At 62.8% G+C, this 14,273-nt stretch carries 12 protein-coding genes and 1 tRNA gene; 7 read left to right on the plus strand and 6 right to left on the minus strand.

The window, feature by feature from the left end; genetic code table 11:
- Positions 1 to 3: 3 nt before the first annotated feature.
- From B0G81_RS20950 to B0G81_RS20965, 4 genes are all read right to left on the minus strand, one after another.
- Complete coding sequence (locus B0G81_RS20950; protein ID WP_106283313.1) at positions 4 to 303, minus strand: phosphopantetheine-binding protein; 300 nt, start codon at positions 301 to 303, stop codon at positions 4 to 6.
- The gene (locus B0G81_RS20955) at positions 278 to 1,072 is read right to left on the minus strand and encodes a lysophospholipid acyltransferase family protein (protein WP_134138205.1); all 795 of its coding nucleotides are present in this window, start codon (positions 1,070 to 1,072) and stop codon (positions 278 to 280) included. Before B0G81_RS20955 ends, B0G81_RS20950 begins: the two co-directional genes overlap by 26 nt.
- The gene (locus tag B0G81_RS20960; RefSeq protein ID WP_134138206.1) at positions 1,056 to 1,856 is read right to left on the minus strand and encodes a beta-ketoacyl synthase chain length factor; all 801 of its coding nucleotides are present in this window, start codon (positions 1,854 to 1,856) and stop codon (positions 1,056 to 1,058) included. The genes B0G81_RS20955 and B0G81_RS20960 overlap by 17 nt, the downstream gene beginning before the upstream one ends.
- A 671-nt stretch (positions 1,857 to 2,527) precedes the next feature.
- The gene (locus tag B0G81_RS20965) at positions 2,528 to 3,229 is read right to left on the minus strand and encodes a DUF4136 domain-containing protein (RefSeq protein ID WP_134138207.1); all 702 of its coding nucleotides are present in this window, start codon (positions 3,227 to 3,229) and stop codon (positions 2,528 to 2,530) included.
- 240 nt (positions 3,230 to 3,469) lie between these two features.
- Between B0G81_RS20965 and pepN the strand changes: the two genes are divergently transcribed.
- The 5 genes from pepN (at position 3,470) to B0G81_RS20990 (ending at position 8,392) form a co-directional block, all read left to right on the plus strand.
- Positions 3,470 to 6,166, plus strand: a complete 2,697-nt coding sequence (gene pepN / locus B0G81_RS20970; RefSeq protein ID WP_134138208.1) for an aminopeptidase N — start codon at positions 3,470 to 3,472, stop codon at positions 6,164 to 6,166.
- Positions 6,167 to 6,369: 203 nt separating this feature from the next.
- Complete coding sequence (locus B0G81_RS20975; protein WP_134138209.1) at positions 6,370 to 6,651, plus strand: type II toxin-antitoxin system RelE/ParE family toxin; 282 nt, start codon at positions 6,370 to 6,372, stop codon at positions 6,649 to 6,651.
- 16 nt (positions 6,652 to 6,667) lie between these two features.
- Positions 6,668 to 7,123 (plus strand): HigA family addiction module antitoxin, encoded by a 456-nt coding sequence (locus B0G81_RS20980; protein ID WP_134138210.1) that lies wholly within the window; start codon positions 6,668 to 6,670, stop codon positions 7,121 to 7,123.
- A 121-nt stretch (positions 7,124 to 7,244) separates the two neighbouring features.
- The gene (locus tag B0G81_RS20985; protein WP_106283319.1) at positions 7,245 to 8,261 is read left to right on the plus strand and encodes a class 1 fructose-bisphosphatase; all 1,017 of its coding nucleotides are present in this window, start codon (positions 7,245 to 7,247) and stop codon (positions 8,259 to 8,261) included.
- A gap of 55 nt (positions 8,262 to 8,316) precedes the next feature.
- Positions 8,317 to 8,392, plus strand: a tRNA-Thr gene (locus tag B0G81_RS20990).
- A gap of 108 nt (positions 8,393 to 8,500) precedes the next feature.
- Here B0G81_RS20990 and B0G81_RS20995 read toward each other — a convergent pair.
- Positions 8,501 to 8,701: a hypothetical protein gene (locus tag B0G81_RS20995; RefSeq protein ID WP_134138211.1), complete on the minus strand. Its 201-nt coding sequence runs from the start codon at positions 8,699 to 8,701 to the stop codon at positions 8,501 to 8,503.
- 238 nt (positions 8,702 to 8,939) lie between these two features.
- Between B0G81_RS20995 and B0G81_RS21000 the strand changes: the two genes are divergently transcribed.
- Complete coding sequence (locus tag B0G81_RS21000) at positions 8,940 to 11,627, plus strand: excinuclease ABC subunit UvrA (RefSeq protein WP_134143182.1); 2,688 nt, start codon at positions 8,940 to 8,942, stop codon at positions 11,625 to 11,627.
- A gap of 18 nt (positions 11,628 to 11,645) precedes the next feature.
- On the opposite strand, the gene B0G81_RS21005 is transcribed toward B0G81_RS21000, so the two are convergent.
- Positions 11,646 to 12,557 carry a LysR family transcriptional regulator gene (locus tag B0G81_RS21005; protein ID WP_208328547.1) on the minus strand — a complete coding sequence of 304 codons (912 nt, stop codon included), beginning with the start codon at positions 12,555 to 12,557 and terminating at the stop codon, positions 11,646 to 11,648.
- A 128-nt stretch (positions 12,558 to 12,685) separates the two neighbouring features.
- Between B0G81_RS21005 and B0G81_RS21010 the strand changes: the two genes are divergently transcribed.
- Positions 12,686 to 13,801, plus strand: a complete 1,116-nt coding sequence (locus B0G81_RS21010; RefSeq protein ID WP_134138213.1) for an aldo/keto reductase — start codon at positions 12,686 to 12,688, stop codon at positions 13,799 to 13,801.
- The last annotated feature ends 472 nt before the right edge of the window (positions 13,802 to 14,273 follow it).

Raw genomic sequence — 14,273 nt, forward strand, 5'->3', positions numbered from 1 at the left:
GATTTACTCCCCCTTTCTGGTTGTTTCGTTCACAGCGTGCACCGCTTCGCGCTGGCTCGCCACCAGCGCCGCCAGCGTGCTGATCGAGCGAAAGTGTTCGCGCGTGCGCTCGTCGTTCGCTGCGATGGTCAGTTGGTATTGTTTGCGCAGCACGATGCCGATTTCGAGCGCATCGATCGAATCGAGGCCGATGCCGTCGGTATCGAACAACGGTGCATCGTCGTCGATATCGGCCGGGCTCAGGTCTTCCAGATCAAGCGCTTCGATCAGGAGCTGTTTAATTTCGAGTTTTAAAGAATCCATAATCGAACAGGTGCTGGGTAATGTGGGCTTCGACGGCGCTCGTCACGCGGCGCGCCGCGAGAGCCGGTGGAGTGTCATGGGCCGCGAGCTGGTCGACGCCGAGCGGCTCGAGCACGTTCACGCGTATTCTGAACGCGCGCGCCGGCACGTCGTACCAGCGCATCTGCTTGGTGAATGCGGGCGGATCGCAATCCATCAGCACTGGGACGATCGGCGCGCCGACCTTCAGCGCCATGTGCGCGAAACCGCGCGAAAACGCGTGCAGCCGGTTCGGCGCCGGGCTGCGCGTGCCTTCCGGAAAAATGATCATGGTATAGCCCGCGGCCAGTTGCTTCGCGCCGGCCTCGACGAGTTCGGCGGGATCGGCATTGCTGACGTATTCCGCCGAGCGCACGATGCCCCAGAAACACGGGTTGCTCCAATGCGCGTTTTTCACCACGCAGCAGGCATGCGGCGTGAGCGACAGCAGCACCATCACGTCGAGATAGGTCGGGTGATTCGCGACCACGATCGCCGGGCCGCCCGCGCGCAAGGCCTGCACGCCGGACACTTCCAATTCCATCACGCCGATGCGTTGCAATACCGCGACCAGTGCGCGGAAAAACCAGTGAATCACGCTCGTCACCGCGAATTGGCGTGAGGCGCGGTGCGGCCACACCCATGCGAGCGGAAACACCACCACGGAAAACAGCACGCCGCACACCCCGAAGACCACGAAAGCCATGCCGGTCGCGCAGAATCGCCAGAAGTAATCAAGCCGCGCGGCCATGCCACCTCCAATGCCACGTGGCGCCGGAGTTTTGCCAGGCGGTGGGCAGGCCGGTTTCCAGACAGTGCTGCAGCGCCTGGCTCTGGGTCGCGAAGAAGGTTTCCGGGACGACGCTATTTTTGCCGCCTGTTTCGCCTGTTTCGCCTGTTTCGCCTGTCTTGCCTGTCTTGCCTGTCTTGCCTGTCTTGCCTGCGCGGGCTTCGCCCGCTGGCGCGGAGTCCGATTGGTCTGCGCGCGACACCGCGCACTCCAGCTCGCCCGTCGCCGTTTCGCTATCGAGCAGGAGCGCGAACGCGCCGCCCTGCACTTCGTCTTCGATCGTGCCGTATGCCGGATCGGCCGGTTCGTCCGCGTACACCAGCAGCGTCGGCGAATCCGGCTGCGTGGCGTATTGCGCATGCGCTTCCAGAAGCGCGTAACCCAGCGTTTCCGCGCCGGCCGAGATCGCGCTCGCCGCGGAGCGGTCGCCGCGCGCAATGCCGAACACACCGGTCATGGCATTGAGCACGGAGAGGCTGAAGGCAGTCGGCGAGACCGGCTCGCCCGCGCTGATGGCGCGCAAGATATCCGTGGTGCGCCGCAATTCTCCGTGGCGCGAGGCGAACACGACCCGCACTGCGTCCCGGGCGACACAGTCGTGCGCAACCTTCAGCGCCACTCTGGAGAGAGTGCTCAGACGACGCCGCACGATCGGCTCGATGAAGCCGATATCGGGTGAGGCAGATGCGGCAGCAGGCCAGCTAGACCAGCGAGCGACCGGAATGGTCCAGTGCAGATCGGGCATATCGGGTTCGCGCGTAGAAGCAAGGAGAGGCTGAAGCGCCTGACGGAATACGGCACCGTCACAGCGTTCACGCGCCGCGCGGACCGGCAAGCTCCAGCCGGGGTCGATCCAATCTTCTAATAGGGTTCAACGGATTAACGGCACATGGCCCCCGATTATTTAGGCGCCTTTTGTCAATTCGTCTGAAGGATAGTCGCGAGCCCTAGGGTCGGCAGAATCATACTGAATATTCTCGGATAAATCAGCTTCAAAAGACGTATCCATCTGTATCCGTATCTCTCATACGACGCCCGGCTGAAAAGCGTAAGCGGAGGCCCCCGGCGCCATTTTCCAGCTTGCAAACGAACCCTTTACCCGTTAGCAGCGCGGCTGCCGCCGATTCTGAAGTCGGAACCATTTCGCCGAAATACGGCAATACTTTCAATTTACTTTCTTAAAAAGTGTTTCAGATTGGAAGGCACTTGCGTTGTTTGCCGACCTCTTTCTGAACTCGCGACGCACGGTCAACTCGGATGTGCCCTTTGAGAAATGCAGATGTCCGAGTGCGGTATTGGACGTAGAGCTTCACGCCCGCCGACGCTGAAAAGCAAAAACGGCCCGGCAGGGTGACCTGCGGGCCGCTTAACCTGCACCGACACCGCCGATTCGACGCGTCGTCAGCCAGGTACTATTTACTGCACGACTTTCGCGCCGGACGCTGGCATTGGCGCGGCGGCGGGCGCCGTGCCGGTCGCCACCATTTCGTTCGACGGGCCACTCGTACCCACCGGAATCTTTACCGTGTGAACCACACCGTTGCCGAGTGGGAAATCGGCCAGCGCGCTACGCGCCAGATACGGCATGGCCCGAACCAGCGAGGACTCGCCGCCCGTATTGCGCGCCGTCACGTTGTAGACCTCCTTGCCGCTCGCGCGCTCGGTAATCCGCACGCCCAGCAGGTGGGTGAAAATCGGATAGCTCTGGTTCACGTAAGTGGCCGGAAGTGCGCCCCACGGGCCCCACGGATCGAACGGCCGGCCATAACCCCAGTACGGCGCCGGCCATGGGTTGTAATACACCGGCTCCGCAACCGTCACCAGGTCCGAACGAATCCCATAGGACAGTCCGACCAGATAGCGCGCCTGCGCGCTGTCGACCTGACGGAACGAATGCGTGGCGAGTTCGTTCGCGACCAGGCGCTCGTAGGTGCTGAGTTCGAGATTATTCTGCTGGTCCGCCGCCCGCGTGAACGCATAGGTGCGCGTGGCGTCACTGCCGCTCCAGTCTGAGAAGGCCGTGACCTGGGTGGTAACGTAGGTCGTGCAGCCGGAAAGCAGCACCGCCAGTGCGCCCAGCAGCAGCGTGGCGTGGCGGGTCCATCGATCGATTTTCATGGTCTACCTCGTGAAGCTTCCAAGTTGCTTCTGTATTGTCCGTCAAACTTGTCCGTCAAACCCGGCCCCGTCGACGCACGGGCATTCCCGCACTCGGGCGCCCGATAATACGCTGACCAGCCGACCCGGTAAAAAGTTCGCTCCGCACAATTCGCCGAGGCTTTGTACAATGGCTCGACATGCCCGGCCCGCGCGCCAGAAGCGCGCTCGCCGGCTCGAGTTCCAACACTACAGAACACCATGGCCGATACCGCAACGCCCAATGTGATTCGCCGCGCCGACTACGCGCCGCCCGCCTTCCTGATCGACACCGTTGCACTGGAGTTCGATCTGGTCCCCGAACGCACGGTTGTCCGAAACACGATGCGCGTGCGTCGCAATCCGGAGGCGTCGCGCGCCGCGCATCTGGAGCTGATGGGCGAACAACTGGAGTTCGTCGGCGCCGAGATCGACGGCCAGCCGTTCGCCCACGCCCACGCGCACGAACACGGCTTGCGGCTCGACAACGTGCCGGATCAGTTCGAACTGACGCTCACAAGTATCTGCAATCCGGCTGACAACACGACGCTGTCGGGCCTTTACGTGTCCGGCGGCAACTTCTTCACGCAGTGCGAGGCCGAGGGCTTTCGCCGCATCACTTACTTCCTCGACCGTCCGGATGTGATGGCGACCTTCACGGTCACGCTGCGTGCCAATAAAGCCGATTATCCGGTGCTGCTGTCGAACGGCAACCTGCTCGAGGAAGGCGATTTGCCGGACGGCCGCCACTTCGCCCGCTGGGAAGATCCGTTCAGAAAGCCCAGCTATCTGTTCGCGCTGGTCGCGGGCAAGCTGGTCGCCCTGGAAGAGCGCGTGAAGAGCGGCTCGGGCAAGGAAAAGCTGCTGCAGGTGTGGGTCGAACCGCACGACCTCGACAAGACCCGCCACGCAATGGATTCGCTGATCCATTCGATCCGCTGGGACGAGGAACGCTTCGGGCTCGAACTCGATCTGGACCGCTTCATGATCGTCGCGGTGAGCGACTTCAACATGGGCGCGATGGAGAACAAGGGGCTCAACATCTTCAACACGAAGTACGTGCTGGCGAACCCGGAAACGGCAACCGACACCGACTTCGCGAACATCGAGGCCGTGGTCGGCCATGAGTATTTCCACAACTGGACCGGCAACCGCGTCACGTGCCGCGACTGGTTCCAGTTGAGCCTGAAAGAAGGCCTGACCGTGTTCCGCGATCAGGAGTTCTCGGCCGACATGGCAGGCGGCGCCACGGACGAAGCCGCGCGCGCCACCAAGCGCATCGAAGACGTGCGCGTGCTGCGCCAGATGCAGTTCGCCGAAGACGCGGGTCCGATGGCGCATCCGGTGCGCCCGGAAAGCTACGTCGAGATCAACAACTTCTACACGATGACGGTCTACGAGAAAGGCTCGGAAGTCGTGCGGATGTATCAGACGCTGTTCGGCCGCGACGGTTTCCGCAAGGGCATGGACCTGTATTTCAAGCGTCATGACGGCCAGGCCGTGACCTGCGACGACTTCCGTCACGCGCTCGCCGACGCCAACGGCCGCGATCTCACGCAGTTCGAGCGCTGGTACAGCCAGGCCGGCACGCCGCGCGTGTCCGTGCGCACGCAATACGACGCCGCGCAGCAACGCTACAGCGTGACGCTCACGCAAGGCTACGGCGAAGGCGCGCCGGCCGCGCGCGAAACGCAAAAAGGCCCGCTGCTGATTCCGTTCGCGATCGGTTTGATCGGCAAGGACGGCCGCGACCTGCCGCTCCAATTGCAAGGCGAAAATACGGCCTCGGCCTTCACCACGCGTGTGCTTGAATTCACACAGACCGAGCAGACCTTTACGTTCGTCAACGTGGTGCAGGAGCCGCTGCCCTCGCTGCTGCGCAATTTCTCGGCGCCGGTGATCGTCGAATACGACTACTCGGCGGATCAGCTTGCGTTCCTGCTTGCTCATGACAGCGATCCGTTCAACCGCTGGGAAGCCGGCCAGCGGCTCGCCACGCGCGAACTGCTCACGCTTGCAGGACGCGCCGCCACCGGCGTGCCGCTGCAACTCGACGACTCCGTGGTGGCCGCGTTCGCCCGCGTGCTGACCGACGAAACGCTCTCGCCTTCGTTCCGCGAACTCGCGCTGATGCTGCCTTCGGAAGCGTATCTCGCCGAGCAGATGGCCGAATCGAATCCGGCCGCTGTGCACGCCGCGCGGCAGTTCGTGCGCAAGCGTCTTGCCAATGCGCTCAGGGGCGACTGGCTCAAGGTGTACGAGCAGCATCGCACGCCGGGTGCGTATGAAGCCACGCCCGAAGCGGCGGGTCATCGCGCGCTGAAGAATCTCGCGCTGTCGTACCTCGCGGAACTCGACGATCCTGCCGAAGCCGTGCGTCTCGCGTCCGCGCAATACGATGCGGCGAACAACATGACCGACCGCTCGGCGGCGCTCTCCGCGTTGCTCAATGCGTCGGCGGCGAATGGCGGCAGCGCCGAGGCGCAGCAGGCGCTGGACGACTTCTACCGGCGCTTCGAAAAGGAGCCGCTCGTCATCGACAAATGGTTCGCCTTGCAAGCCACGCAGCGCGGCAGCGCGCAACGTCCGGTGATCGGGATCGTGCGTAAGCTGATGACTCATCCGGCCTTCAATCTGAAAAACCCGAACCGCGCGCGCTCGCTGATTTTCAGCTTCTGCGCGGCGAATCCCGCCCAGTTCCATGCCGAAGACGGCTCGGGCTATGCGTTCTGGGCCGATCAGGTAATCGCACTCGACGCCATCAATCCGCAGGTGGCCGCCCGCCTCGCCCGCTCGCTGGAATTGTGGCGCCGCTTCACGCCAACGCTGCGCGACGGCATGCGCGCGGCGCTGGAGAAAGTGGCGGCTCAGGTGAAATCGCGCGACGTGCGCGAGATCGTGGAGAAAGCGTTGGCATAACGCTCGCCTGAGCGCTGTGGTCGCATCGAAAAGCCGGCACGCGTTGCCGGCTTTTTTTCGTCCTGCATTTTTTGGAAGCACGCCGCCGCCGCGCGCGGCGATAACGTTAGCCATCAGGACGACTGTTCGACTTGTGCCGACGGGGTGAAAGTAAACGTATTCATTTAACGGTTTACGTTTAACGCATTGCGTTATATCATCCCATGATCACGACATTCGGCGACAAAGCTACGGCGGGAATCTTTCAGGGCAAGTTCGTGTACTCATTGCCGCTTCACATGCAGGCGCTCGCGCGTCGCAAGCTGTTCATGATCGATGCCGCGGAATCCGTCCGCGACCTGCATGCGCCGCCGGGCAACCGGCTGGAAGCATTGCAGGGCCAGCGCAGCGGGCAATGGAGTATCCGGATCAATGCGCAATGGCGCATCTGCTTTCATTTCGTCGAAGGGGAGGCGCTGAATGTCGAAATTGTCGACTATCACTGATTATTGGGAGACCGGCATGGTCATCAAACGCTCCGATCTGGGCAGCATCGATTTCTCGGACATCGGCACCGGCGACAGCATCCCGGAAAGCCATCCGGGCGAAATTCTGCGCGGCGAGTTCCTCGAACCGCTCGGCATGTCGGTCAACGCGCTCGCGCTTGCGCTGCGGGTACCGGCGCCGCGCATCAACGACGTAGTGCGTGGCAAGCGCGCCATCTCGGCCGACACGGCGCTGCGGCTCGAGCGCTACTTCGGCGCGAGCGCGCAGTTCTGGCTCAATCTGCAAATCGCCTACGACCTGCGCGTCGCCACCGCGGCGGCCGGCGAGCAGATCGAGCGGGAAATCGAACCCATGCCGAAGGCCCAACGCCCGAAAATGCCGAAGATATCGGCCGGACACGCCCGCGCCGCCGCGCTCGCAGCCGGTGTGAGCGGCAAGGTCACAGCCGGCAAGGCGCGCCGCAAAGCCTGAATTTCGCCACGCACCGGCATGTCCGGCGCGATCGCTGTGCAAGGTTCCCGCGCAAAAGCGCGGAAGCGACACAACGAACGGTTAAAATCGGAATATTCCTCAAGCCTTCCCGGAGTACAGCATGGCTTTGCAACGTCGTACCACTCTCACGAAGTACCTGATCGAGCAGCAGCGCGAAACCAACAATCTGCCGGCCGATCTGCGCCTTTTGATCGAAGTCGTCGCGCGGGCGTGCAAGGCAATCAGCTACCACGTCAGCAAGGGCGCGCTGGGCGATGCGCTCGGCACAGCGGGCAGCGAGAACGTTCAAGGCGAAGTGCAGAAAAAGCTCGACATCCTGTCGAACGAAATCCTGCTCGAAGCGAACGAATGGGGCGGCAATCTCGCCGGCATGGCTTCCGAGGAAATGGAACAGTTCTTCCCGATCCCGGCGAACTATCCGAAGGGCGAATACCTGCTCGTGTTCGATCCGCTGGACGGCTCGTCGAACATCGACGTCAATGTGTCGATCGGCACGATCTTCTCCGTGTTGCGCTGCCCGGACGGTCAACAACCCACGGAACAGTCGTTCCTTCAACCGGGCACGCAGCAGGTCGCCGCAGGCTATGCGGTCTACGGTCCGCAAACCGTATTGGTGTTGACCACCGGCAATGGCGTGAACTGCTTCACGCTCGACCGCGAACTCGGCTCGTGGGTGCTCACGCAAAGCGATATGCGCATTCCGGTCGAAACGCGTGAATATGCGATCAACGCTTCGAACGAGCGCCACTGGTATCCGCCGGTCGAGCAGTACATCGGCGAATTGAAGGCTGGCAAGGACGGTTCGCGCCAAAGCGACTTCAACATGCGCTGGATCGCCTCCATGGTGGCGGACGTGCACCGTATCCTGAATCGCGGCGGCATTTTCATGTATCCGGCCGACAAGCGCACGCCAGACAAGCCGGGCAAGCTGCGCCTGATGTACGAGGCGAATCCCATGGCCTTCATCGTCGAGCAGGCGGGCGGCGCCGCGACCAACGGCGAGAAGCGCATTCTGGACATTCAGCCGAAAAGCCTCCATGAACGCGTCGCAGTGTTCCTCGGCTCGAAGAACGAGGTGGACCGGGTTACACGCTACCATCTCGAAACAAAAAAGTGAGTTCAGGGGCTTGCCAAGCTGATTAAGAAGTCCCTATAATCTCGTTTCTCCTGATGCCGGAATAGCTCAGACGGTAGAGCAGCGCATTCGTAATGCGAAGGTCGGGGGTTCGATTCCTCTTTCCGGCACCATCAAGATGCAAGCAAAAAGCCCAGTCCTCGCGACTGGGCTTTTTGCTTTTCTGAGCATGCTTTGGCCGCGTCCGCGCAAAAGCCGCCTCATGCAAACCGCGCTACGGCTCATTCACGAAAACCTGGCCGATCGAATTGCGCTGTCACGCCGAGGTTGCGTGCCACCACGGAATTTTCCGCGCGGGCCGGCTCTGGCTGCTGAGTGCCATAGGCGGCGACCGCTTCCTGCGGTGCCGACGAGAACCACAAAATCCGGCCGTCACACTCGATTCCGACCTGACGACCTTTCCAGTACACGGCGTTTTCCATGGCGAACTCTCTGAGGGGCGAAGACTGCCATCTTCCGCGCCCGCCGTGGCGCGTCCGTTACCCACCGCACTCTGGGCGCGGATAATCGCTATCAACGATAGGCGACGATTTCGGGGTTGACGGAGTGCGCGTGCTCCGCCTTCACTGGCATCATCGCCGTTTCATCGTCGGGCATGCTCCGTGCAACTTCACCAATATTCGCCTGAAGCGTCGGGCGATGCTCACACCTACCATCGATATGGACACTAGCCGCAACAAAGCCCGCTCGACGTCGCCGCCGCCCGACGCACCCGCCTTCACCGGCTTCGTGCGTGTGCGCGGCGCTCGCGAACACAATCTGAAAAACATCGACGTGCAGATTCCGCGTGATGCGCTGGTCGTCTTTACCGGCGTATCCGGCTCGGGCAAATCGTCGCTGGCATTCGGCACGTTGTACGCCGAAGCGCAGCGGCGCTATTTCGAATCGGTCGCACCATATGCGCGGCGCCTGATCGAACAGGTCGGCGTGCCCGAAGTGGACGCCATCGAGGGCCTGCCGCCCGCGGTCGCGTTGCAGCAACAGCGCGGCACGCCGAGCGCGCGCTCGTCGGTCGGCAGCGTGACCACGCTGTCGAGTCTCGTGCGGATGCTCTATTCACGCACTGGCGACTATCCACCGAAGCAACCCATGCTGTTCGCCGAGGATTTCTCGCCGAACACGGTGCAAGGTGCCTGTCCGACTTGCCATGGACTCGGCCGCGTGTACGAGGTCACGGAAAAATCGATGGTGCCGGACGAATCGCTGACCATTCGCGAGCGCGCAATCGCTGCATGGCCGCCCGCCTGGCACGGACAAAATCTGCGCGACATTCTGGTGACGCTCGGCTACGACGTCGATAAACCGTGGCGCGATTTACCGAAGAAAGACCGCGACTGGATTCTCTTCACCGACGAACAGCCGACCGTGCCCGTCTACGCCGGCCTCACGCCGAAGGAAACCCGCGCCGCGCTCAAGCGCCAGGACGAGCCGAGCTATCAAGGCACCTTCACAGGTGCGCGCCGCTACGTGCTGCATACGTTCGCCAACACCCAAAGCGAGTTGATGAAAAAACGCGTGTCGCGGTTCATGATCGGCAGCGTCTGTCCGACCTGTCATGGCAAGCGGCTCAAGAAGGAAGCGCTGTCGGTGAAGTTCGCCGGGCTCGATATCGGCGAGTTCGCCCAGTTGCCGCTAGCCAGACTCGCCGAGATGCTCGAACCGATCGCGCGCGGCGAGTGGCCCGAGCCGGATATCGCACATGCGGGCAAAGACGCGGCCAAAGGCAGCGTGCTCAGCAAGAATGCTATGCGCGATGCCGTCGACAAACGGGTCGCCTCCGGCGGTTCCGCGCATAAAGCCGCGCCTGACGTACGGCGCACGCCCAACCTGTCCGCGGAAAAACGCGTTGCCGCGCAACGCATCGCAGCCGAGTTGCTCGAGCGCATAACGACACTGGTCGATCTAGGTCTGGGCTATCTCGCGCTAGAGCGCAGCACGCCCACGCTGTCATCCGGTGAATTGCAGCGCTTGCGACTCGCCACGCAGTTGTCGTCGCAGCTGTTCGGCGTCGTATATGTGCTCGACGAACCATCAGCCGGACTGCATCCCGCGGATGGCGAAGCACTCTTCAGCGCGCTGCAGAGCCTGAAGGCCGCGGGCAATTCGCTGTTCGTCGTCGAACACGATTTGCAGATGATGCGGCGCGCCGACTGGCTCGTCGATGTCGGTCCCGCAGCCGGGGAAGCAGGCGGCCATGTGGTTTATAGCGGGCCGCCCGCCGGCCTCGCGAAGGTCGAAGCGTCGCATACGCGCCGGCATCTATTCGCGCCGCCTGCGCCGGTCGCACGCGCGACGCGCAAACCGGCCGGCTGGTTGAGGCTCGCCGGCATCACGCGCAACAATCTGCACGGGCTGGACGCCGCGTTTCCACTCGGCTGCCTGACCGCCGTCACGGGCGTGTCGGGTTCGGGCAAATCGAGCCTCGTGAGCCAGGCGCTGCCGGAACTGGTCGCCAGCCACCTCGGACGCGTCTTCGAAAATCCCGACGACGACGAGCAGGATCCGTTGCTTGCCGCCGCGAGCGCGCCGACCGGCGGCCGCATCGTCGAAGGCATGGACGCGCTGCGGCGGCTCGTGCGCGTCGATCAGAAACCGATCGGCCGCACGCCGCGCTCCAACCTGGCCACCTACACGGGCCTCTTCGACCACGTGCGCAAGCTGTTCGCCGACACGCCGCTCGCCCGCAAGCGCCGCTACAGCGCGGGCCGCTTCTCGTTCAACGTGGCGCAAGGCCGTTGCCCGACGTGCGAAGGCGAAGGCTTCGTCAGCGTCGAACTGCTATTTCTGCCGAGCGTCTATGCGCCCTGCTCGACCTGTCACGGCACGCGCTACAACACGCAGACGCTGGAAGTCACATGGCGCGATAAGAACATCGCCGAGGTGCTCGGCCTGACCGTCGACGCCGCATGCGATTTCTTCGCCGACGATGCCAGCGTGATGCGCGCGCTGAAAGTGCTGCGCGACATCGGCCTCGGCTACCTGCGGCTCGGTCAGCCGGCCACCGAATTGTCCGGCGGTGAAGCTCAGCGCATCAAGCTCGCCACGGAACTGCAACGCGCACAACGGGGCGACACGCTGTATATCCTCGACGAACCGACCACCGGCCTGCATCCCGCCGACGTCGACCGGCTGATGGTGCAACTTCAGGGACTCGTGGATGCCGGCAATACTGTCGTCGTGGTCGAGCACGACATGCGGGTGGCCTCGCAAAGCGACTGGGTCGTCGACGTCGGCCCGGGCGCCGGCGACGCAGGCGGCAAGATCGTGGCGAGCGGCACGCCGTCTGAGATCGTGCGCGCGAAGGAAAGCCGCACCGCCGAGTATCTGCGCCAGCTCCTCGTAGTGTGAAAGAAGGAAGCGGGTGCGCTAGCGAACGCTGCGCTTTTCTTTCAGGAAGTCGATAAACGCGCGCAGTTTGAGCGGCATTTGCGCGCGGCTCGCCGTGTAGAGATAGAAACCGGGAAAGCTGGGACACCATGCGTCGAGTACGCGCGCGAGGCGGCCATCGTCCAGTTGCTCGCGTATGTAGTCCTCGATTACGTGCAGCAGACCCACGCCCTGCTCCGCGGCTTGCACCATCGTGCGCAGGTCGTTGGTGACGAGCGCGCCGCGCGTCTCGACCTCGAACACACGCGCCGGATCGTCGGGTGGCGCGAACTCCCATCGATAGATGCCGCCGCTCGACGTGAAGCGGTAGCGCAGGCAGTCATGCGCGGCGAGATCGGCTGGCGTCGCGGGCGGCGCATAGCGCTCGAAATAGGCCGGCGCGCCCGCCACTGCAATGCGCATCTCGCCGCCCAATGGCACCGCCACCATGTCCCGCGCAACCCGTTCGCCGAGCCGGATGCCGGCGTCGAAGCCTTCGCCTACGACGTCGGCCAGGCCGTCATCGAGCGTCAGGTCGAGGCGGATCTGCGGATAACGGCGCGTGAATTCCGCGAGATGCGGCTGCACCAGCAACTCGCTCGCGATCCGTGGCAAGTTGATACGCAAATTGCCGGCGGGCTGGTCGCGGGTTTCGTCGAGCGCCTCGAAGGCGGCTTCGAGTTCGCCCAGCGCCGGCCGCACGCGAGCGAGAAACTGCGCGCCGGCTTCGGTCAGCGCCACGCGCCGCGTGGTCCGGTTGAACAAACGCACATTCAACTGGGTCTCGAGCGAGCGGATGTTTTGCGACAGCGCCGAAGCCGTCACGCCGGTCTCGGCGGCCGCGTGCGTGAAGCTGCCGTGACGCGCCACGCTCACGAACCCCATCAATGCCGGCAGTTGCGCAGAATCCATCGCGGCCCCCATTATTAAGTCCGACTTCACAATCCTTGCAGACAACCGGCATTTTTCCACGAAAAGAATAGGCGCACGATAGGGCCGTCGATTCAATTTTTCGTAGCGCACCGCTCAAGGAGACTGACATGACGATGAACCGCTATACCCTGCTCGGCCGCTCAGGCTTGCGCGTCAGCCCGATCGCGCTCGGCACGATGACCTTCGGTACGGAATGGGGCTGGGGCGCCGAGGAAAAGTCCGCACAACGGCTGTTCGATCTGTACGGGGATGCCGGCGGCAATTTCGTCGATACCGCCGACCTCTATACGGAAGGCACCAGCGAAAAATGGCTGGGCAAGTTCGTCGCGGCGCGCGGCCTGCGCGAGCGGCTCGTGATCGCGACCAAATACGGCTACAACGCCGAGACCGGCAACCCGAACGCAGGCGGCAACCATCGCAAGAATTTAGTGCGCGCGCTCGACGGTTCGCTCAAGCGGCTCGGCACCGACTATATCGACCTGTACTACCTGCACACGTGGGACCGCGTCACGCCGGTGGAAGAAGTGATGCGCGCCATGGACGACGCCGTGCGCGCCGGCAAAATCCGTTATGTCGGTTTGTCGGATACTCCCGCCTGGTTCGCCGGGCGCGCGCAGACGCTCGCCGACTGGCGCGGCTTCGAGCCGGTCGCTGCCATGCAACTCGAGTACTCGCTGATCGAACGCAACGCGGAGAATGAGTTCGCCGATCTCGCCGCCAATCTCGGCATGGGACTCGTGCCGTGGAGCCCGCTCGGCATGGGCGTGCTGTCCGGCAAATACCGGCCTTCGCAAAGCGGCGCGGCAGGCGGCTTTTCCGGCGACGGACGTCTCGCGAGCATGGCCGGCGCGCCGCCGCCGGGATTCGACAAACTGACCGAGCGCAACTTCCGCATCGTGGCGGAACTGGAGTCGGTCGCCCATCTCGCCGGCCGGCCGATGGCGCAAGTTGCGCTGAACTGGCTGCATCAGAAGCGCGGCGTGTCGAGCATCATCGTCGGCGCGACGCGGCCGGAGCAGTTGCAGGAGTCGCTCGGCTCGCTCGACTTCACGCTGGCGCCGGAACTGATCGCGCGGCTCGACGCCGCGTCCGAACCGGCCCGTCCATTCCCCTACTACATGTTCGCGGACGGTCATCAGGCGCGGATTCACGGACAAGTCGAAGTGACTGACAAACCGGCCGGATATTCCGCGTCAGTGAAAATCCCTGCACCGACGGCGTAAAAAATATGCGTCTGACGAAAGCCCAGCGTTCGCTGCCGAACGTTGGAATTTCTTATTCAGGCGAAAGATCTTAAAAAGTGTTTTTAGTCGTCAACGAAACTTGAGAATCGTTCGTTTACAAAACATTAGAGGGCCGAATGGCGCCTGCTGAACGGAGTGGTAATTAACGAACGTTCGGCCTCTTAAGCAGAAAATGCTGCGGATGCGGCGGCGCACAAAAATCCGCGACGATTCGCTTGATATCAGCCAATACAAGTGTGGAGTGTGCGAAAACGCGGGGCTCGATGCTGAACGGCCTGCGGCATAAGGCCAGGAGGGAAACGGCTGGAATATTGGACTGGCTGGAAGGGTGACCGCGATATCGATTTATTAGCAGCCAACTGATAAATTCTATTCAAATATTCCGTCCCGTTGTTGACCTGTGCCGTTAAAGCAACAAAGAACATGTGACCGGCATCAGCCGCTGGTGCAA

It is taken from the genome of Paraburkholderia sp. BL6665CI2N2, assembly GCF_004366535.1.
Classification (GTDB): domain Bacteria; phylum Pseudomonadota; class Gammaproteobacteria; order Burkholderiales; family Burkholderiaceae; genus Paraburkholderia.